Raw genomic sequence first — 19,037 nt, 5'->3', positions numbered from 1 at the left:
CGGCGCGGCGGGAGCCGCGGGTACGCCGTACGGCGGCGGGCGGCCCGCGTAGGCTTCCGGGGATGAACGCCACCGACCGAACCCCCGCCGACCTGCTGGGATCCGCGCTGTCCTCGGACCCGGCGCGGCCGCTCGTGACCTTCTACGACGACGCCACCGGCGAGCGCGTCGAACTGTCCGTCGCCACCTTCGCCAATTGGGTGGCCAAGACCGCCAACTACCTCCAGGACGAGCTGTCCGCCGAGCCGGGCGACCGGCTCGCGCTGCTGCTGCCGGCCCACTGGCAGACCGCCGTCTGGCTGGTGGCCTGCTCGTCCGTCGGAGTGGTCGCGGACGTCGGCGGCGCCCCGGCGGCCGCGGACCTCGTCGTCAGCGGCCCGGACACCCTGGAGGCGGCGCGCGCCTGCTCCGGTGAACGGGTGGCGCTCGCGCTGCGCCCGCTGGGCGGCCGCTTCCCCGAGCCGCCGGCCGGCTTCGCCGACTACGCGGCCGAGGTGCCGGGCCAGGGCGACCGCTTCGCGCCGTACGTGCCGGTCGACCCGCACGCGCCCGCGCTCGCCGTGGACGGCCGCGAGTTCACCGGCGCGGAGATCGGGACGGCGGCCGTGGAGCTGGCGCAGCTGCCCGAGCGGCAGCGGGTGCTGAGCGCCCTGCCGTACGAGTCGTGGGACGGGCTGGCGTACGGGCTGTACGCGCCGCTGGCGACCGGCGGCTCGGTCGTCCTGTGCCGCAACGCCGACCGGCTCGACGAGGACGGGCTGGCCCGGCGCAAGGAGGCCGAGCAGGTCACGCTCACGGCGCCTGCCGCCGCCTGAGCCCACTGCCAGGCGGTTCGCGTCCGTCGCCCGACCGGCCCAGCCGGCGCCCGCTGCGGGAGCCGATCCGTCCGGCGCGGTGAATGATCGTGGGGAGGTACAACCCCGCGCGGAACTCGGCCGTCTGCCTGAGTACCGGGGCCCGGGCACGTCACCCGGACCGCGGCACCGAGTGAGACGGCCGTATCCCGTGCGGCCGACGCACGAGGGGTGGACGCAGCCGTGGACGACAGGCCGGAGATCCCCGAGGAACTGCAGCGCTGCAATGAACCCGCGCCCGAGGGCGGCCTGCCCCGGCGGCGGTGGCTGCGCTGGACCGCGCTGGGCGGCGGCGCCGCCGTGCTGGGCACGGCGGCCGTCGGCTGGCTGGCGTACGACAAGCTCAACGGGAACATCACGGCCGACTCGGACACCGCGGCCCAGCTGCGCGAGTACGAAGCGGAGCGGCCGCCCGCCTCGGCGACGAACGTGCAGAACATCCTGCTGATCGGCTCGGACAACCGCGGCGGCGGCAACCGCAAGTACGGCACCGACGACGGCACCCAGCGCTCGGACACCACGATCCTGCTGCACCTGGCGGCGGACCGGAAGAGCGCGACGGCGGTCAGCATCCCGCGTGACCTGATGACGCAGGTGCCGCAGTGCACGAAGCCGGACGGCAGCCGTACGCAGCCGCTGTTCACCCAGTTCAACTACGCCTTCGAGGCGGCGGGGCCGGCCTGCACGATCCGCACGGTCGAGCGGATGACCCACATCCGCATCGATCACCACATGATCCTGGACTTCACCGGCTTCAAGAAGATGGTGGACGCGGTGGACGGCGTGGAGGTCTGCCTGCCGCAGGCCGTCGCGGACCAGGACGCGCACCTGAACCTCGCGGCGGGCCGCCACGTGCTCCGCGGCGAGCAGGCGCTGGGGTACGTACGGACCCGCAAGGCGCTGGGCAACGGCAGCGACACCCAGCGGATCGAGCGGCAGCAGCAGTTCCTGGCGGCGCTGGTGAAGAAGGTGCAGGGCAACGGCGTACTGCTCAATCCCACGCGCCTGTACCCGCTCCTGGACGCCGCGACGAGCTCCCTCACCACCGACGAGGGGCTTGCCTCCCTGAAGGACCTGTTCAACCTGGTGCGCAGCGTCCGCGACATCCCCACCGAAAAGATCCGCTTCCTGACCGTTCCCCGGCAGGCATACGCGTACAACGTGAACCGGGACGAACTGGTGCAGCCGGACGCCGGCCTGCTCTTCACGCGGCTGCGTGCCGACCGGCCGATTCCGGTCCGCCCGGCGCCGACAGAACACACGGACACCACCGAATACGACGACCCGGCCAAGGACCCGCACACCGGACAGACGGATGCCCGCGGGCAGGGCCATTCGAACAGCCGGGACGAAGCTGACAAGCCCGGCCATCATGAATCGGCCACGCCGGGGCCGTCGACCACCTTCCGGGGAACCACAGCAGATCGGGGCATCTGCCAATAAAACCTGCGCAAAGGGTGGATCAAGGACACGAAAGTATCGGGTGGATTGCCCAGTTGTAGGGACGTGGAATTTGTCACGGGCGTCGCTTGACGCTGAACTGGGCGGATAGTGTGAGCGATCCGGTCCGCACGACCAGGCTGACCGCGCACTGCAATCCGACCGACCGAGCGCCTTGAGGGGGCAGGCGCCGCGTGGCACCGACGGAGGACTCTCAGCACCGTGGACGCGCAAGGCCGTGGGCAGGCGGGGGACATGGACCCCGCCGATCAGTGGGTGTTCGACCCGAACACCGGCAACTACGAACTGCGACTGGATGCTGGCTCAAAGTCAGCCCCCAGGCAGGCCGGCCGGAGAGCCGCAGCCCCCTCGGCGACCGCCGCTGGGAGCAGCAGGAGAGAGCGACGGCTTCAGGAGCGCGGCCGGACGGCCGGCGCAGGCGGTGACACACCGACCCGCGAGCTGCCCGCCCAGCGCAACCGCCGGGCCGGCGGCCGCGCGGGGCACCGCTCGGCCGCGGCGGCGGCGCCCGTGGCGAGCACCGGCCGGCGCAAGCCGAAGCCGAAGGCGTCGAAAAAGAAGAAGGCGCTGTACTGGGGCGCGGGCGTGATGGGCTTCGTGCTGGTCGCCGGCTGCACCGGTGCGTACTTCGTCTACCAGCACCTCGACGGCAACATCTCCAAGGTCGACGTCGGCATCAACAACGAAGCGGTCACCGACGGCCCGGTCAACATCCTGATCATCGGGACGGACGCCCGCGAGGGCAAGGGCAACGAGGGCTACGGCGACATGGGCAGCGTCGGCCACGCCGACACCACGATCCTCATGCACGTCTCCGCGGACCGCACCAACGCCACCGCGCTCAGCATCCCGCGCGACATGGTCACCGACATTCCGGACTGCCCGACCACGATGAAGGACGGGACCAAGAAGACCATCCCGGGCGAGACCGGGGTGCGCTTCAACACCAGCCTCGGCCAGGAGGACCGGGACCCGGGCTGCACGTGGCGGACCGTGGAGAAGCTGACCGGCCTGAAGATCAATCACTTCATGATGGCGGACTTCAACGCCGTCAAGGAGCTGTCCACCGCGGTGGGCGGCGTCGAGGTGTGCGCCGGCAAGGACATCAACGACCCCAAGTCGCACCTCAAGCTCAAGGCCGGCCGGCACGTCGTCCAGGGCGAGCAGGCGCTGGCGTTCGTACGGACCCGGCACACCGTCGGCTTCGGCAGCGACCTGAGCCGCATCGAGCTGCAGCAGCAGTTCCTCAGCTCGATGATCCGGAAGATGAAGTCCAGCGGCACGCTCAGCAACCCCAGCAAGCTGTGGAGCCTGAGCAACGCGGCGACCAAGGCGCTCACCGTCGACACCGGCATCGGCAGCGCGAGCAAGCTGATGGATCTGGCCAAGGACCTCAGCCGGGTGGACGTCAAGAACGTCACTTTCGCGACCGTGCCCGTGCTGGACAACCCTGAGGACCCCGCGACAGTCATATTGGACAAGGCCAAGGCCGAACCGCTGTTCAAGATGGTCCAGTCCGATAAATCGCTGACCAAGACGAAGAAGGAAAAGAGCAAGAAGAAGGCCAAGCCGGTCACCAAGGCGCCCGCCGCCGAGGTCCGGGTCGACATCTCCAACGGTGGCGGCCCGCTGGGCGCCGCCCAGGAGACCGTCGACTGGCTGCAGAACGACAAGGGCGCGCCGCTCACCACGAACGCCGGCAACGCCACCACGACGCTGGACAAGACCCGCCTGGAGTACGCGCCCAACCAGGCAGGCCAGGCCGCCACCCTGGCCGAGTGGATGGGCCTGCCCAAGTCCGCGATGAAGCAGACGAACGGCGACGCCGGGCCCAAGGTGCCGATGAAGCTCATCCTCGGCAAGGACTTCACCGGTGCCGGGGAGCCGATAGCGGCGCCCGACAAGGCACCTGACGGAGTCCAGAACGTCAACGCCGACGACAAGAACATCTGCGCCAAGTAGGCCTGCAGAGAACCACCAGCACCAGCAGTACCAAGTGAAGACCGACCGGCCGCCCTGCCAGGCCGCCGAGCGCACCACCGGATGAAGGAAAAACGGGGAGGGGCAGCCGATGCGGCAGAGCAGTGTGCGTGGTGACCGATCACGCCGACACCAGCCCGACGCCCAGGAGTTGGGCTGGGACGACAGCCTGTACGAGGGCCGCAGCGACGGGGGCGGGGACGGCGGCGCGGCCGTCCCCGCGGAATCCGGCGGGCACGGCCGGCGGAAACGCCGAAGAGGCCGCCGGGTCCTTCGCTGGACCGCCGGCATCGCCGCGCTCCTCGTGCTCGGCACGGCAGGCGCCGGTTACCTCTACTACGAGCACCTCAACGGCAACCTCCGCAAGGGCATCCTGGACCTCGGCGACGGCGGGCTGAAGAAGCCCGAGCCCAACGCCTTCGGCCAGACCCCGATGAACATCCTGCTGCTCGGCTCGGACAGCCGGAACAGCAAGGCGAACGTGGAGCTCGGCGGCGCGAAGGCGGACGTGGGCCGCAAGCCGCTGGCGGACGTGCAGATGCTGCTGCACGTCTCCGCCGACCGCTCCAGCATGTCGGTGCTCTCGATACCGCGCGACACCCGCGTGACCATCCCCGAGTGCACCGACCCCAAGTCCGGCGAGAAGTACCCGCAGACCACCGGGCCCATCAACCAGTCGCTCCAGCACGGCGGTCCGGGCTGCACGGTCGCCACCTGGAAAGAGCTGACCGGCATCTACATCGATCACTTCATGATGATCGACTTCGCGGGTGTGGTGCAGATGGCCGACGCGGTGGGCGGCGTCCCGGTCTGCGTGGAGAACAACATCTACTCGCACGACAGCAAGGGCCACGGCAGCGGGCTGAAGCTGACCGAGGGCGAGCACAACATCAAGGGCGTCCAGGCGCTCCAGTGGCTGCGCACCCGCTACGGCTTCGAGGACAACACCGACATCGGCCGGGCCAAGGCCCAGCACATGTACATGAACTCGATGATCCGTCAGCTCAAGGCGGGCACCAAGCTCACCGACCCGGGCAAGCTCCGGGCGCTGGCGGAGGCCGCCACCAAGGCGCTGACCGTGGACGAGGGGCTCGGCAGCGTGAAGAAGCTGTACGACCTCGGCGGCGACCTCAACCGGGTGCCGATCAAGCGCGTCACCATGGCGACCATGCCGTGGTCCTACGGCCCCGGCGAGTCCTATGTGATCCCGAAGCCGGGCGACGCCGAGCAGGTCTTCGCGATGCTGCGCAACGACACCGCGCTGGACGGCAAGGACAAGAAAAAGCAGAAGCCCGCCGCCGACCCGAAGCCCACCACGCCCAAGGACCAGCTCCAGGTCACCGTGCAGAACGGCACCAACGGCGCGATCCAGGGCCCGGTGGTCGGCCGCGCGAGCCAGATCCAAGGGCAGCTCGCGTCGCTCGGCTACGCGGCCGCGGCCACCGACGCCACGCTCATCGCCCAGGCCGACACCACGATCACGTACGGGGGCAAGGACGCCGAGGGCGACGCGCTGGCCGTCGCCAAGGCGCTCGGGCTGCCCAAGAGCGCGGTGAAGGAGTCCAGTTCGGCACAGGGCATCCGGCTGATCGTCGGCAACGACTGGCGTACCGGTACGGCGTATCCGGAGACGGCCGGCGGGAAGCAGCAGGCGAACAAGGCCCCGGAGAGCGCGGACGCCCTCAACGGCGAGGACAAGAAGGCGTGCATGAAGGTGAACCCGGACTACACCTGGTGAGCACGGCGTAAGCAGAGCGGCGCCCGTATCCCTGGGGATACGGGCGCCGCTCTTTACTGGTCAGGGCCGCTGGGCGGTCTCCGCCGGGGCCTTCGTCACCGCCGGGCGGCGGCTGGCGATGACCTTCTTGGCCAGCGAGCGCGGGCTGGTGAGGAAGCCCCAGCCCCACGAGAAGTGCATGGTCGCCAGCGCGACGGGGATCTGGGCGCGGGCCTTGAGCGACAGGCCCTTGCCGGCCGGGACGGAGCCCGCCAGGATCGCCGCGAGGTAGGCGCCGGGGACGACGAAGCCCCAGGGCGTCACGGCCGCGCCGACCACGAGGCCGGCGGCGAACGCGCACAGGGCGGTCGGCGGCGCCAGGTAACGGGCGTTGATCGAGCCGGAGTGGTAGCGCGCGACGACGTGCCGCCACTTGCCGTAGTCCTTGTACTGCTTGGCCAGCGCCTTGACGCTGGGCCGCGGGCGGTACTGCACCTTCAGCTCGGGCGAGAACCAGACCAGCCCGCCCGCCTCGCGGATACGGAAGTTCAGCTCCCAGTCCTGCGCGCGGATGAACTCGATGTTGTACCCGCCCTGCTGCTCCAGCGCCTCGCGTCGGAAGACCCCGAGGAAGACGGTCTCGGCGGGGCCCGCCTGGCCGCCGGTGTGGAAGGCCGCGTTGCCCACCCCGATCTTCGAGGTCATGGCGGCCGCGACGGCCTCTTCCCAGGCGTTCTCGCCCTCGGCGTTCATGATGCCGCCGACGTTCTGCGCGCCGGTCTCCTCCAGGAGGCGCACCGCGGTCGCGATGTAGTTGCGCGACAGCATGCCGTGGCCGTCCACCCGCACCACGATGGGGTGCCGGGACGCGTTGATCGCGGCATTCAGCGCGGCGGGGGTGCGCCCGGTCGGGTTGGGCACGGTGTGGACCCGCGGATCCTCCCGTACCAGCTCGGCGGCGATCTCGTCGGTGCGGTCCGTGGACGGCCCGAGCGCGATCACCACCTCCATCTCGCCCTCGTACTCCTGCTCCAGGATGTGGCGCACGGAGTTGCGCAGATGACGTTCCTCATTGAGCACCGGCATGATCACGGAGACTGCGGGGTGCTGGCTCGGCGTGGCGTTCATCGGTACTCACGTTACCGCGAACGGGCGTACGGGCCCCACGGCAGCCGAGTGGCGCGATGGACCGGTGCGGCGTGTGATGACAGTCAGCCGATCATACGGACGTACTGTCATCTTTCGCCGCGTCTACGAGGAGGTGCCCTCTATGCCCGAGCCGCCCCGCACCCTCCCCCTCCCCGCACCCGGCAGGCGGCGCCGGAGGGCGCGGTGGATCGTGCGGGCGACCGCCGGCGTCTCCATCGTCCTGCTGGCCGCGAGTGGCGTCGGCCACGCGATGGTGACCGGGGTCAACGAGGGCATCTCCCGGGTGGACGCCTTCAAGGACATGGGCGAGCGGCCCCGGACGAGCTCCGGGGACGGGATGAACTTCCTGGTCGCGGGCACCGACGGCCGGGACCGGCTGTCGGCGGCGGAGAAGGAGAAGTACCACCTCGGCGGTGAGCCCTGTCACTGCACCGACACGGTCATGCTCGTCCACCTCTCGGCGGCCCGGGACCGGGCCAGCGTGATCAGCCTGCCCCGCGACTCCCTCGTCGAGGCGCCCGAGCGCAAGGACGAGAAGACCGGGCGGACGGTGCCGGCGCACAAGATCAAGCTGAACGCGGCGTACGCGGAGGGCGGCGCGAACCTCACCGTCCGCACCGTGGAGCACATGACCGGGGTGCACATCGACCACTACCTGGAGGTCGACTTCACCAGCTTCATGAAGACCGTGGACGCGGTCGGCGGCGTACGGGTGTGCACCACCCGGCCGCTGCAGGACCGGTACTCCGGGCTGGACCTGCCCAAGGGGACCAGCGAGCTGAACGGCGGCGAGGCGCTCCAGTACGTCCGCGCCCGGCACCTCGACGGCGGCTCGGACCTGGGCCGTATGCAGCGCCAGCAACGCTTCCTGGTCGCCCTGCTGCACAAGATCACCGACTCGGACGCGCTGGTGAACCCGGTCACGTTCAAGCGGATCACCTCGACCCTGCTGGACTCGCTGCGCGCCGACGCGGGCTTCGGGACGCGCGAGATGGTCGCCCTCGGGCAGGCGCTGCGCGGCTTCAAGCCCGCCTCCTCGGAATTCGCCTCCGTCCCCGTCAGCGACATCAGCTACTCGGTGCCGAACCTCGGCTCGACGGTGAAGTGGGACGAGGACCGCGCGGAGAAGCTCTTCGCGGCCGTCCGCGCCGACCGCCCGCTGGCCGTGCACAAGAAGCGCAAGCAGCGCGCGACCGTGGTGGACGTGCCGCCGGACGAGATCCGGGTGCAGGTCGACAACGGCACCCGCACCCGCGGGCACGCGGCGCGGGCCGACAAGGCGCTGCGCGCGACCGGCTTCGACACCACCGGCACGCCCCGCAACGCATCGGCCCCCGCCGACCGTACCGTGATCAGCTACGACCCGCGCTGGAACCGCTCGGTACGGACGCTGGCCGCCGCGCTGCCCGGCGCTGAGCTGCGCGCGGTACCGGGCCAGGGCCCGCTCCTGCGGGTCACCCTCGGCCCCGACCACGAGGACGTCCACAAGGTGCGCGCCGAGGTCCCCGCGCCCGACTCCGGCGATGTGCCGGCGGTCACGGGGGACGAGGAGGAGTGCCGCTAGCCCCGGCCTCGTACGCGGGTCCTCAGCCCTCGTCGACGCCGTCGGCGGCGCGGCTCTGGCGCAGCTCCATGATGGCGCGGCGCCGGGCGAGCCGGTGCGTGCGCCGGATCTGCGCCTCCTGGTAGCGCCGCTTGTCGCGCTCGGTCTCGGGGATCACCGGCGGGACCCGGCGCGGCTTGCCGTTCTCGTCGACGGCGGCGAAGACCAGGTACGCGGAGCCGACCTGCTGGGCGGGGGTGGACTCGTTCCAGCGCTCGGCCAGTACGCGCACGCCGACCTCCATCGAGGACCGCCCGGTCCAGTTGACCTGCGCCTTCACATGGACGAGATCACCGACCCGGACCGGCTCCAGGAACGCCATCTCGTCCATGGAGGCGGTGACGGCGGGGCCGCCGGAGTGCCGGCCGGCCACCGCGCCCGCCGCGTCGTCCACCAGCTTCATGATCACGCCGCCGTGCACGGTGCCGAGCAGATTGGTGTGGCTCGCGTCCATGATGTGGCTGAGCGTCGTACGCGAGACGGAGGTGGGCTTGCCGGGAAGGTCGCCCTCCGGGCCGTCGGTGACGAGGTCGGTCATACGTCCACCCTATGCACCCCGCCGGACGCCTTCTGCCCGAGACGGTCACGGAGCCCACCGACCGGTCCGCTTTACCCCCGTTTCCTCCCATTACAAGTGCAATCGCGGGCAAACATGCGCCCCGCCCGTCCCGAAACGTCGTTTCCTGTCCCACGCGGCCCAATCGTCGCGCCCTCCCCTTTATGCCGCTTCGTTTTGCATCAGCTCTGCAACAGCCGGGGTCCGATCCCGTCCCCGCCCTGTATGGCGAGGTGTACCGGCAGGCACACTTTGCTCCATGAACGAGTGGCGCGACGGGCTCCCCCGTGACGACGACAGGAACCGGTACGGACGCGGCAGCAGCAGCGCCCAGCCGGAGGGCGCGCGCGCCATGCGACAGGTGCGCCGGGAGCCCGCGGCCGATTACCACGCGGCCGGCTACAACGAGCCGCCGCTGCCGCCCGGCATGTCGCCGCGCCGCCAGGGCGTCCCGCCGCAGCCGGGCCGCGACGGCGGGCACGGCGGCGGCCGCTACGACGACGGGTACAACACCGGCCAGGTCTACGGCGGCGGCCACGGTGGCGGCGGCGGTTACGGCGACGACGGCTACCGCCCCCGCCCCAACTGGGGCCGCCGCATCAAGCGGACCTTGGTCACGCTCATCGTGGTGCTGCTCGTCGTGTCGGTCGGCACGTACTTCTGGGCCGACTCCAAGATGCGCAAGGAGGTCGACCTCAGCAAGGTGATCGACCGCCCCGAGGAGGGCGACGGCACCAACTACCTGATCGTCGGCTCCGACAGCCGCGAGGGCATGTCCGACCAGCAGAAGAAGGACCTGCACACCGGCTCCGCCGACGGCAAGCGCACCGACTCGATGATGATCCTGCACGTCGGCTCCAACGGCCCGACGCTGATCTCGCTGCCCCGCGACTCCAACATCACGATCCCGGAGTTCCGCGGCTCCGAGTCCGGCAAGATGCAGCCCGCGATGGGCCCCAACAAGCTCAACGCCGCGTACTCCATCGACGGCCCCCAGCTGCTGGTGCGCACCGTGGAGTACAACACCGGCCTGCACATCGACCACTACGCCGAGATCGGCTTCGCCGGCTTCGCGAACATCGTGGACGCCATCGGCGGCGTCGACATGAAGCTCGACAAGGGCTTCAAGGACAAGTGGTCCGGCGCCGACTTCAAGGCCGGCGAGCAGACCCTGAACGGCCAGCAGGCCCTGGCGTACGTCCGTACCCGGCACGCCTTCTCCGGCAGCGACCTGGATCGCACGAAGAACCAGCAGAAGTTCCTCTCGACGCTGGCCCACCAGGTGGCCTCGCCGGGCACGATCCTGAACCCCTTCGCGCTCTACCCGGCCATGGGCGCCGGCCTGGACACCCTGATCGTCGACAAGGACATGGGCCCCTACGCGCTCGGCAAGATGTTCTTCGCGCTGAAGGACGTCACCGGCAAGGGCGGCGAGGGCAAGTCGATGAACATGCCGACCTCCGGCAGCGTCGGCGGCAACCTCCAGTGGGACATGCCCAAGGTCAAGCAGCTGGTCGGCGAGCTGAAGAACGACGACCCGGTCACGGTCACCGCGGACGAGTGACCCGCTCCTGATCGCGCGAAGGCCCCGGCTCCTGGGAGGGAGCCGGGGCCTTCGCGTACGCCCTGTACCGCGCCGTTACGGCAGGTTGCGCGCCATGACGATGCGCTGGACCTGGTTGGTGCCCTCGTAGATCTGCGTGATCTTCGCGTCGCGCATCATTCGCTCCAGCGGGTAGTCACGGGTGTAGCCGTAGCCGCCGAGGAGCTGGACGGCATCGGTGGTGGCCTCCATGGCGACGTCCGAGGCGAAGCACTTGGCGGCGGCGCCCTGGAAGGTCAGGTCGGCGTCGCCGCGCTCGGACTTGGCCGCGGCCGCGTACGTGAGCTGGCGGGCGGCCTCGATCTTCATGGCCATGTCGGCAAGCATGAACTGCACGCCCTGGAAGTCGCCGATCGGCTTGCCGAACTGCTTGCGCTCCTGGACGTAGCCCTTGGCGTAGTCCAGCGCGCCCTGGGCGATGCCGAGCGCCTGGGCCGCGATGGTGATGCGGGTGTGGTCCAGGGTCTTCATGGCGGTGGCGAAGCCGGTGCCCTCGGCGCCGATCATGCGGTCGGCGGGGATGCGGACGTTGTCGAGGTAGACCTCGCGGGTCGGCGAGCCCTTGATGCCGAGCTTCTTCTCCGGGGCGCCGAAGGAGACGCCCTCGTCGCCCTTCTCCACGACGAAGGCGGAGATGCCCTTGGAGCGCTTCTCCGGGTCGGTGACCGCCATCACCGTGTAGTACTCGGAGACGCCCGCGTTGGTGATCCAGCGCTTCACGCCGTTGAGGACGTAGAAGTCACCGTCGCGGACGGCCTTGGTCTTCATGCCCGCGGCGTCCGAACCGGCGTCCGGCTCGCTCAGGCAGTACGAGAACATCGCGTCGCCCGCGGCGAGCGGGGCCAGGTACTTCTTCTTCAGGTCCTCGGAGCCGGAGAGGATCACCGGCAGCGAGCCGAGCTTGTTGACGGCGGGGATCAGGGAGGAGGAGGCGCAGACGCGGGCCACTTCCTCGATCACGATCACGGTGGCGAGCGCGTCGGCCCCGGCACCGCCGTAGGACTCCGGTACGTGCACGGCGTGCAGGTCGTTGGCGACCAGGGCGTCCAGCGCCTCCTGCGGAAAGCGGGCCTCCTCGTCCACCGGGGTGGCGAACGGTGCGATCTTCGCCTCGGCGAGCGCGCGCACCGACTCGCGGAGCATGTCGTGCTCCTCAGCCGGCCGGTACAGATCGAAATCAGCGTTTCCCGCCAAGGTCTCTCATCTCCCCTGAGTGCTAACTACCGTTAAGTAACCTGTCGCGTTTCCCCGAATTCTAGAGCCGGAGCACCCCCTGGGGTACGTGAGGTTGCCGACAACGACCGGATCGCCACACCCCTTGTCCCGGCTATGCTCGGCCCCGCAACAGACTTCGTTCGCACCTGGAGCGTCCATGCCCCTCAAGATCACCGTGATCGGCACCGGCTATCTCGGCGCCACGCACGCCGCCGCCATGGCCGAGCTCGGCTTCGAGGTGCTGGGGCTCGACATCGTGCCCGAGAAGATCGAGATGCTCGGTCGCGGTGAGGTGCCCCTGTACGAGCCGGGGCTGGAGGAGCTGCTGCGCAAGCACGTCGCCGGGCTGCCGGGCTCCAGCGGGCGGCTGCGGTTCACCACGTCCTGGGAAGAGGCCGGCGCCTTCGGCGATGTGCACTTCGTGTGCGTGAACACCCCGCAGAAGCACGGCGAGTACGCCTGTGACATGTCCTACGTCGACAGCGCCTTCGAGTCCCTCGCGCCGCACCTCACGCGGCCCACGCTGGTCGTCGGCAAGTCCACCGTGCCGGTGGGCAGCGCGGCCCGGCTCGCCAAGCGGCTGGCCGAGCTGGCGCCGGCCGGCGAGGAGGCGGAGCTGGCCTGGAACCCGGAGTTCCTGCGCGAGGGCTTCGCCGTCGAGGACACCCTGCACCCCGACCGGCTCGTGGTGGGTGTCGCGAGCGAGCGTGCCGAGTCGCTGCTGCGCGAGGTGTACGCCACACCGCTGGCCGAGGGCTCGCCGTGGGTCGTGATGGACTACCCGACCGCCGAGCTGGTCAAGACCGCCGCCAACTCCTTCCTGGCGACCAAGATCTCCTTCATCAACGCGATGGCCGAGATCTGCGAGGCGGCCGACGGTGACGTGGTGAAGCTGGCCGAGGCGATCGGCCACGACGAGCGGATCGGGAAGAAGTTCCTGCGCGCCGGTGTCGGCTTCGGCGGCGGCTGCCTGCCGAAGGACCTGCGCGCCTTCATGGCGCGCGCCGGTGAGCTGGGCGCCGACCAGGCGCTGACCTTCCTCCGCGAGATCGACTCGATCAACATGCGCCGCCGCGGCCACATGGTGGAGCTGGCACGCGAGGCGGTCGGCGGCGGCTTCCTCGGCAAGCGGGTCGCCGTACTGGGCGCGACCTTCAAGCCGGACTCCGACGACGTACGGGACTCCCCCGCGCTCAACGTCGCGGGCCAGATCCACCTCCAGGGCGGCCAGGTCACCGTGTACGACCCCAAGGGCATGGAGAACGCCCGCCGGGTCTTCCCGACGCTGGGGTACGCGCCGACCGCGCTGGACGCCGCGCGCGGCGCCGATGTCGTACTGCACCTGACCGAGTGGCGGGAGTTCCGCGAGCTGGACCCGGCCACGCTGGGCGAGGTCGCCGCGCACCGCCGCATCCTCGACGGCCGCAACGCGCTGGACCCGGAGCTGTGGCGCAAGGCCGGCTGGACGTACCGGGCGCTGGGACGCCCGCGCGCCTAACCCTGGGCCTTTCGGGCTCTGTACGTACGCATCTTCGCCCGGCTGCCGCAGACCGCCATCGTGCACCAGCGGCTGCGTGCGGCCGGGCTTCGGTCGTAGAAGACCCACTGGCAGTCGTGCGCCTCGCAGGCCTTGAGGCGGCGCCAGGTGCCGTCCGCGGCGGCGGTCGCGATGCCCGCGGCGATACGGGCGGTCAGTGCGGCGACCCCGGTGAGTCCGGGCGCCGGGCACAGTGCCGCCTCGCCCCGCGCGTCCACGGTGAGCGTCAGCGGCGCGGCGGTGAGCAGCGCGCCGAGGGTGCGCTCGGTCTCCTCGGGCAGGTCGGTCCCCGTGTGCGCCAGACAGGCCGCACGCAGCGCCTCGCGCAGCCGTTGGACGGCGGCCAGTTCACGTTTCCCGGCCGGAGCCGGTGGCAACCCGTGGTCGCGCAGGAAGGCGGCGAGGCCGCCGGGCGCGGTCAGCGCGTCCTGTCCGGTCTCGATGTCCAGGGTGTTCGCCAGATCCTGGACCAGTGCCAGGGAAGGCGGCGCGCTACGGTCGGCCACCCTTGCCACGTTACCCGCTGAGGGCCATCATGCAGTAACCGAAGTTACCGCTACACCGTCGCAGGAGGTAACACCATGGCCATCGCTCAGTACGGCGTCGTCGTGCTCGACACCCCCGACCCGGAGGCCCTCGCCAAGTTCTACGCCGACCTGCTCGGCTGGGAGGCCGGGAAGCTGGAGGGCGACTGGATCGAGGTGGCCGGGCCGCAGGGGCGGATGCTCGCGTTCCAGACGGCGCCCGACATGGTGCCGCCGGACTGGCCCAGCGGTGAGCGCTCCCAGCAGCTGCACCTGGACTTCCGGGTGCCGCGGGACCGTATCGACGAGGCCGAGCAGGAGGCCCTCGCGCTCGGCGCGCGGCTGGTCCAGCACGACGAGGGCAAGCGCGACTTCCGGGTCTACCTCGACCCGGCGGGGCATCCGTTCTGTCTGTGTCTGCACTGAGGACGGCCCTGGCGGGGGCCGGGCGGGGAGCCCCGCCCGGCCCCCGCTCTCAGGTCCAGGCCCAGTGCAACCGCGTCATCCGGTCCCGCCGGTCCGCCCGGTCCAGCCGGTCGATGGTCGCCGTGGACGGCCCGCGGCGGTGCCGGGCCTCGCGCGCGGCGAACTCCGCGCCGCGCATCGCCCGCAGGGCATTGCCCCAGGTCAGCCCGGCCAGATCGGAGAAGGTCCAGCCGCGGGTGATCAGTTCGGCGAGCAGCCGCGGATAGCCGGAGACGTCCTCCAGGCCCTCCGGCCGCCCGTCGGCCGGATCGGTGTCGAAACCGCCGCCGAGGCCGACGTGCCGGGCCCCCGCCACGTTCCGTACGTGATCGAGGTGGTCGGCGACGTCCTCGACGGTCGCGGCGCCCACCGGCCCGGTCACCCGCTGCGGGGCGAAGGTGACCATGCAGATGCCGCCGTTGCGGGGCAGCTGCGCGAGCACCTCGTCGGGCACGTTGTGCCGGTGGTTCGTCAGATTCCGGGCGGCGGACCGGTGCAGGAAGACCGGCGCCTTGGTGATGGCCAGCGTATGGCGCATCGTGTCGACCGAGGCGTACGAGAGGTCGATGAGCATCCCGAGGCGGTTCATCTCCCGGACCACCTCCTCGCCGAAGGCGGTGAGGCCGCCCGCGCACGGGGTGTCGGCCGCCGCGTCCGCCCACGGGGTGTTGCGGTCCGGCGTGAGCAGCATCGAGCGCACGCCCAGGGTGTGCAGGGCCCGCAGCGCGCCGAGCGAGCTGTCGATGATCTGGCCGCCGGCCGAGCCGAGCAGGCAGGCGATGCGGCCGCGGTTGCGGCACTCGGCGACATCGTCGGCGGTCATCGCCAGGCGCAGCGCTTCGGGGTAGGCCCGCACCAGCTGGTGCACGAAGTCGATCTGTTCGAGGGTCGCGCTGATGGCGTGGTCACCGCTGAGCGCGGTGGGCACCTGTACGGACCAGAACTGCGCGCCGACGCGGCCCTGCCGCAGCCGGGGGAGGTCGGTGCTGACGGCGGGTTCGCCGTATTCGAGGTCGTAGTAGTGACCCGGCGTCAGGTCGTCGCCGTGGTGCAGCCGCAGCGCCCAGGGCAGGGCGTTGTGGCCGTCGAAGACGGGGTGCGCGGCGAGCAGCGCGTGCGCGCGGGAGAGCGGGTCGCGGCGCAGCGGGGGGTCGGCGGGGCGCCCGATTGATCCGTAGGGGGAGTGGGCGTCCTCGGCGGTGCCGAGATCCCCGGCGGCACCGGTGAGGTCTGCGGCTTCCAGATCGGGGGCGAGGTCGGCCATGGTCGGAGCTCCTGGATCGGTGGCAGTAGGGCCACGGTGACACGGGAGATCCACTTCTTCGCGGTGAGTGATGCGTACGGGTCATCCCCCGCGCGACACGCGGTGGATGACCCGTACTGCAGGCCCGTACTGCGGCTCTCAGCCGTCCAGCTGACCGATCGTCGCGTTCGACGGGCCGCGCCGCTTCTGGAGGTCACGGGCCACGTCCTCCGCCGCCCGCAGCGTACGCACCGCGTTCTGCCAGGTGAGCTTGGCGAGGTCGGCCTCGGACCACTTGCGGTCCAGCAGCTCCGCGATCAGATTCGGGTAGCCCGCCACGTCGCGGAGGCCGTCCGGGGTGAAGGCCGTGCCGTCGTAGTCGCCGCCGATGCCGATGTGGTCGACGCCCGCGACCTCGCGCATGTGGTCCAGGTGGTCGGCGACGGTGGCGGCGGTGGCCACCGGGCGGGGATGCGCGGCCTCGAAGGCGCGCTGCACCTTCATGCCCGCCTCGGTGGTGTCGAGGTGGTGCAGGCCGTGCGCGCGCATGTTCTCGTCGGCGCGCTTCGTCCACTCCCCGGCCCCGGGCAGCACGAACTTCGGTACGAACGTGACCATCGCGACGCCGCCGTTGGCGGGCAGCTGTGCCAGTACGTCGTCGGGGATGTTGCGCGGGTGGTCGCAGACGGCGCGCGCCGAGGAGTGCGAGAAGACCACCGGCGCCTCGGTGACCCGCAGCGCGTCCCGCATCGTGTCGGCGGAGACATGGCTGAGGTCGACGAGCATGCCGAGCCGGTTCATCTCCCGCACGACCTCCTCGCCGAAGGCGGTGAGGCCGCCGTGGCGCGGCTCGTCGGTCGCCGAGTCCGCCCAGGCGATGGTGTCGTTGTGCGTCAGCGTCATGTACCGCACGCCGAGCGCGTACAGGGCGCGCAGGGTGGCCAGCGAGCAGTGGATCGAGTGCCCGCCCTCGGCGCCCATCAGGGACGCGATCTTCCCCTCGGCGCGGGCCGCCTCCATGTCGTCGGCGGTGAGCGCGCGCCGCAGGTCGCCGGGGTACCGGTCGATCAGCTGCGCCACGCAGTCGACCTGCTCCAGGGTGGCGCTGACCGCCCGGTCGCCGTCGTAGTCGGAGCGTACGTACACCGACCAGAACTGCGCGCCGACGCCGCCCGCGCGCAGCCGGGGGATGTCGGTGTGCAGATGCGCGGACTGGTCGGTGGCGATGTCGCGCTGGTCCAGGTCGTACGTGACCTGCTCGCGCAGCGCCCAGGGCAGGTCGTTGTGGCCGTCGACGACGGGCCAGCGGGCGAGCAGCTCGCGGGCCGCCTCGCTCACTTGCCGCCCCCGAAGCCGAAGCCCTCGTTGCCTCCGACCTTGTTCCGCAGCCGCTTGCCCTTCTCGGTGGCCTGGTCGTTCAGCTCCTGCTGGAACTCGCGCATCCGCTCCTGCAGCTCGCCGTCGTGCGCGGCGAGCATCCGGGCGGCGAGCAGGCCCGCATTGCGGGCGCCGCCGACCGAGACCGTGGCGACCGGCACGCCGGCCGGCATCTGCACGATGGACAGCAGCGAGTCCATGCCGTCGAGGTACTTCAGCGGCACGGGCACGCCGATGACGGGCAGCGGGGTGACCGAGGCCAGCATGCCCGGCAGATGGGCCGCTCCCCCGGCACCCGCGATGATCGCCTTCAGACCGCGGCCCGCGGCCTCCTCGCCGTACGCGACCATCTCGCGCGGCATGCGGTGCGCGGAGACGACGTCGACCTCGTAGGGGATCTCGAACTCGTCGAGGGCCTGGGCCGCGGCTTCCATGACGGGCCAGTCGGAGTCGGAGCCCATGACGATGCCGATGACAGGAGAGCTGTTCTGGCTCATTCGGTGATCGTTCCTCGCAGGTAGCCGGCGGCGTGCGCGGCGCGCTCGCGCACGTCGGCCAGGTCGTCGCCGTAGGTGTTGACGTGCCCGACCTTACGGCCCGGCTTCACGTCCTTGCCATACATGTGGATCTTCAACTGCGGGTCCCGGGCCATGCAGTGCAGATACGCGCTGTACATGTCCGGGTAGTCGCCGCCGAGCACGTTGGCCATCACGGTCCACTGGGCGCGCGGGCGCGGGTCGCCCAGCGGGAGGTCCAGTACCGCGCGGACGTGGTTGGCGAACTGCGAGGTGATCGCGCCGTCCTGGGTCCAGTGCCCGGAGTTGTGCGGGCGCATCGCGAGCTCGTTGACGAGGATGCGGCCGTCGGCGGTCTCGAAGAGCTCGACCGCGAGGTGGCCGACCACGTCCAGCTCCTTGGCGATCCGCAGCGCCAGCTCCTGGGCCTGCGCCGACAGCTCCTCGGAGAGGTCGGGAGCGGGCGCGATGACCGTGTCGCAGACGCCGTCGACCTGGATGGACTCCACGACCGGGTACGCGACGGCCTGGCCGTGCGGGGAGCGGACGATGTTGGCGGCCAGCTCGCGGGTGAAGTCGACCTTCTCCTCGGCGAGGACGGGCACGCCGGCGCGGAACGGCTCCTCGGCGTCCTTGGCGGATCGTACGAACCACACGCCCTTGCCGTCATAGCCGCCACGGACGGTCTTCAGGATGACCGGAAAGCCGTCGCCCTCGGCCGCGAAACGCTCCACATCGGCCGGGTCCGAAACGATGCGGTGGCGCGGGCAGGGGGCGCCGATCTCGGTCAGTTTCGCGCGCATCACCCCCTTGTCCTGGGCGTGCACGAGCGCGTCCGGGCCCGGGCGTACGGGAATGCCGTCCGCCTCCAATGCCCGTAGATGCTCGGTGGGGACGTGCTCGTGATCGAAAGTGATCACGTCACAGCCGCGCGCGAACTCCCGCAGGGTGGCCAGATCGCGGTAGTCGCCGATGACGACATCACCGACGACCTGCGCCGCGGAGTCCTGCGGGGTGTCACTGAGGAGCTTGAACCTGATGCCGAGGGGGATGCCTGCCTCGTGTGTCATACGGGCGAGCTGTCCGCCACCGACCATGCCGACTACCGGAAACGTCACGCCTTCAGGGTATCCGCTCCGACCGACCGTTCCCGGCCACCCCTTGGACGATCCTCTGAATCCGGACGTTCCGTACCTCTGTGCGAGCCGCCAGCGGGCGATAGGCTCGTCCGGACGCGC

16 protein-coding genes are annotated in these 19,037 nt (G+C 70.8%); 8 read left to right on the top strand and 8 right to left on the bottom strand.

The window, feature by feature from the left end:
• Positions 1–62: 62 nt before the first annotated feature.
• The 4 genes from AB0I82_RS34995 to AB0I82_RS34980 all read left to right on the top strand — a co-directional run bounded on the left by AB0I82_RS34995 (position 63) and on the right by AB0I82_RS34980 (position 6,033).
• Positions 63–815 carry a TIGR03089 family protein gene (locus AB0I82_RS34995; protein ID WP_363261521.1) on the top strand — a complete coding sequence of 251 codons (753 nt, stop codon included), beginning with the start codon at positions 63–65 and terminating at the stop codon, positions 813–815.
• 252 nt (positions 816–1,067) lie between these two features.
• On the top strand, positions 1,068–2,297 hold the full coding sequence (locus AB0I82_RS34990) for an LCP family protein (RefSeq protein WP_363261535.1): 1,230 nt from the start codon (positions 1,068–1,070) through the stop codon (positions 2,295–2,297).
• A gap of 219 nt (positions 2,298–2,516) precedes the next feature.
• Positions 2,517–4,277, top strand: a complete 1,761-nt coding sequence (locus AB0I82_RS34985; protein ID WP_363261520.1) for an LCP family protein — start codon at positions 2,517–2,519, stop codon at positions 4,275–4,277.
• Positions 4,278–4,386: 109 nt separating this feature from the next.
• The gene (locus AB0I82_RS34980) at positions 4,387–6,033 is read left to right on the top strand and encodes an LCP family protein (protein ID WP_363261519.1); all 1,647 of its coding nucleotides are present in this window, start codon (positions 4,387–4,389) and stop codon (positions 6,031–6,033) included.
• 60 nt (positions 6,034–6,093) lie between these two features.
• Here the strand turns inward: AB0I82_RS34980 and AB0I82_RS34975 are convergent, their stop codons facing one another.
• Positions 6,094–7,140: a glycosyltransferase family 2 protein gene (locus AB0I82_RS34975; RefSeq protein WP_363261518.1), complete on the bottom strand. Its 1,047-nt coding sequence runs from the start codon at positions 7,138–7,140 to the stop codon at positions 6,094–6,096.
• A 142-nt stretch (positions 7,141–7,282) separates the two neighbouring features.
• Here AB0I82_RS34975 and AB0I82_RS34970 point away from each other — a divergent pair, with 142 nt between their 5' ends.
• Complete coding sequence (locus AB0I82_RS34970) at positions 7,283–8,725, top strand: LCP family protein (protein ID WP_363261517.1); 1,443 nt, start codon at positions 7,283–7,285, stop codon at positions 8,723–8,725.
• Between the two features lie 22 nt (positions 8,726–8,747).
• On the opposite strand, the gene AB0I82_RS34965 is transcribed toward AB0I82_RS34970, so the two are convergent.
• Positions 8,748–9,302: an acyl-CoA thioesterase gene (locus AB0I82_RS34965; protein ID WP_363261516.1), complete on the bottom strand. Its 555-nt coding sequence runs from the start codon at positions 9,300–9,302 to the stop codon at positions 8,748–8,750.
• 277 nt (positions 9,303–9,579) lie between these two features.
• Between AB0I82_RS34965 and AB0I82_RS34960 the strand changes: the two genes are divergently transcribed.
• Positions 9,580–10,884 (top strand): LCP family protein, encoded by a 1,305-nt coding sequence (locus tag AB0I82_RS34960; protein WP_363261515.1) that lies wholly within the window; start codon positions 9,580–9,582, stop codon positions 10,882–10,884.
• A gap of 75 nt (positions 10,885–10,959) precedes the next feature.
• Here the strand turns inward: AB0I82_RS34960 and AB0I82_RS34955 are convergent, their stop codons facing one another.
• On the bottom strand, positions 10,960–12,117 hold the full coding sequence (locus AB0I82_RS34955) for an acyl-CoA dehydrogenase family protein (RefSeq protein WP_363261514.1): 1,158 nt from the start codon (positions 12,115–12,117) through the stop codon (positions 10,960–10,962).
• 178 nt (positions 12,118–12,295) lie between these two features.
• Between AB0I82_RS34955 and AB0I82_RS34950 the strand changes: the two genes are divergently transcribed.
• Positions 12,296–13,636 carry a UDP-glucose/GDP-mannose dehydrogenase family protein gene (locus tag AB0I82_RS34950; protein WP_363261513.1) on the top strand — a complete coding sequence of 447 codons (1,341 nt, stop codon included), beginning with the start codon at positions 12,296–12,298 and terminating at the stop codon, positions 13,634–13,636.
• Here AB0I82_RS34950 and AB0I82_RS34945 read toward each other — a convergent pair.
• On the bottom strand, positions 13,633–14,181 hold the full coding sequence (locus AB0I82_RS34945) for a CGNR zinc finger domain-containing protein (protein ID WP_363261512.1): 549 nt from the start codon (positions 14,179–14,181) through the stop codon (positions 13,633–13,635). The genes AB0I82_RS34950 and AB0I82_RS34945 overlap by 4 nt on opposite strands.
• Before the next feature lie 75 nt (positions 14,182–14,256).
• Here AB0I82_RS34945 and AB0I82_RS34940 point away from each other — a divergent pair, with 75 nt between their 5' ends.
• Positions 14,257–14,625, top strand: a complete 369-nt coding sequence (locus AB0I82_RS34940) for a VOC family protein (RefSeq protein WP_363261511.1) — start codon at positions 14,257–14,259, stop codon at positions 14,623–14,625.
• Positions 14,626–14,674: 49 nt separating this feature from the next.
• On the opposite strand, the gene AB0I82_RS34935 is transcribed toward AB0I82_RS34940, so the two are convergent.
• The 4 genes from AB0I82_RS34935 to AB0I82_RS34920 form a co-directional block, all read right to left on the bottom strand.
• Complete coding sequence (locus tag AB0I82_RS34935) at positions 14,675–15,808, bottom strand: dipeptidase (RefSeq protein WP_363261534.1); 1,134 nt, start codon at positions 15,806–15,808, stop codon at positions 14,675–14,677.
• Positions 15,809–16,066: 258 nt separating this feature from the next.
• Positions 16,067–17,245: a dipeptidase gene (locus AB0I82_RS34930; RefSeq protein WP_363261510.1), complete on the bottom strand. Its 1,179-nt coding sequence runs from the start codon at positions 17,243–17,245 to the stop codon at positions 16,067–16,069.
• On the bottom strand, positions 17,242–17,781 hold the full coding sequence (gene purE, locus AB0I82_RS34925) for a 5-(carboxyamino)imidazole ribonucleotide mutase (protein WP_363261509.1): 540 nt from the start codon (positions 17,779–17,781) through the stop codon (positions 17,242–17,244). The genes AB0I82_RS34930 and purE overlap by 4 nt, the downstream gene beginning before the upstream one ends.
• Positions 17,778–18,896, bottom strand: a complete 1,119-nt coding sequence (locus AB0I82_RS34920) for a 5-(carboxyamino)imidazole ribonucleotide synthase (protein WP_363261533.1) — start codon at positions 18,894–18,896, stop codon at positions 17,778–17,780. The genes purE and AB0I82_RS34920 overlap by 4 nt, the downstream gene beginning before the upstream one ends.
• Between the last annotated feature and the right edge of the window lie 141 nt (positions 18,897–19,037).

Origin of the sequence: Streptomyces sp. NPDC050315 (assembly GCF_040655775.1) — a bacterium.
GTDB lineage: Bacteria > Actinomycetota > Actinomycetes > Streptomycetales > Streptomycetaceae > Streptomyces.
Note: the sequence above shows the minus strand (reverse complement) of the source record. Positions and strands in the feature narration are given on the sequence as shown.